Annotated in this window: 1 protein-coding gene; it reads left to right on the forward strand. The window is 61.9% G+C overall.

Features of this window, described 5'->3' with window-relative positions:
- Positions 1 to 56 precede the first annotated feature (56 nt).
- Positions 57 to 1316, forward strand: coding sequence for an IS256 family transposase (locus tag AP428_RS34235; protein WP_011544750.1), 1260 nt, complete (start codon positions 57 to 59; stop codon positions 1314 to 1316).
- The last annotated feature ends 37 nt before the right edge of the window (positions 1317 to 1353 follow it).

Genomic DNA, 1353 nt, shown 5'->3' on the forward strand with positions numbered 1-1353 from the left:
GAGCCTATCCGAATGTTTGTGTGTGAGGCATAAACTGATGGCCAAGGAGCCACGTTATGCCACGCAAACGCAAGGAAGAAGTGACGATAGAACCGGGCAAGGGCTTGAACCTGGACCCCGAGCTGATCAAGCAACTGGTGCCCGGGACGCTGAACCGGGCGACGATCAACGAGCAGCTTGCGGCGCTCAAGAAGGCAATCTTCGAACGCGCGCTGGGCGGCGAACTGACCCACCACCTCGGCTACGAGAAGGGCGATGCCAAGCCGGCAGGCCGCACGAACCACCGCAACGGCACCAGCCGCAAGCGCATCACGACCGACGACGACCTGCTCGACGTCGAGATTCCGCGCGACCGCGAAGGCACCTTCGATCCGGTGCTGATCGCCAAGGGCGAGCGACGCTTCACCGGCTTTGACGACAAGATCATCGCGATGTACGCACGCGGCATGAGCGTGCGGGAGATTCAGGGTTTCCTGCTGGAGATGTACGGCATCGAGGTGTCGCCGGACTTCATCAGTACGGTGACCGATTCCGTGATCGACGAAGTGCGCGAATGGCAGCAGCGGCCGCTCGAGCCGATGTACCCGGTCGTGTTCTTCGACGCCTTGCGAGTCAAGATCCGCGACGAAGGCGTCGTGCGCAACAAAGCGATCTACCTGGCGCTGGGCGTGCGCCGCGACGGCACACGCGACGTGTTGGGCCTTTGGATCGAGCAGACCGAGGGGGCCAAGTTCTGGCTGAGGGTAGTGAACGACCTTAAGCTGCGCGGCGTGCAGGATATCCTGATCGCCGTGGTCGACGGCCTGAAGGGCTTCCCGGAAGCGATCAACACGGTGTTCCCGGAAACGACGGTCCAGACCTGCATCGTGCATCTGATCCGGAACTCACTGGACTTCGCCAGCTGGAAAGACAGGAAATCGGTCGCAGCGGCGCTCAAGGAGGTCTATCGGGCACCGTCGGCCGAAGCGGCCGCCGTGGCGCTGGACGCGTTCGATACGAGCCCGTGGGGTGCGAAATACCCTCCGATCGCCGCGCTCTGGCGCCGAGCCTGGGATCAGGTGATTCCGTTCTACGCCTTCGCGCCTGACATCCGGAAAATTGTATATACGACCAACGCGATCGAGTCGCTGCACATGCAGCTTCGGAAGATCATCAAGGCGCGCGGCCACTTCCCGTCGGACGAGGCCGCGCTCAAACTGATCTGGCTGGCGCTGCGCAACGTCGTGGCCAAGTGGACTGGCTCCCGGCACGATTGGAAGAGCGCGATGACGCAGTTCGCACTGCTTTACCCGGAACGATTCAACATTGGAGTCTGAATCTCAACCCGCCTCACACACGGAATTCCGGATACCT

Origin of the sequence: Burkholderia sp. E168m22 (assembly GCF_001319805.1) — a bacterium.
Classification (GTDB): Bacteria; Pseudomonadota; Gammaproteobacteria; order Burkholderiales; family Burkholderiaceae; genus Burkholderia; species Burkholderia orbicola.

Bases quoted from the DNA above. Each gene is read 5' to 3' on its own strand.
- AP428_RS34235 (WP_011544750.1), top strand. From the start codon at position 57: ATGCCACGCAAACGCAAGGAAGAAGTGACGATAGAACCGGGCAAGGGC.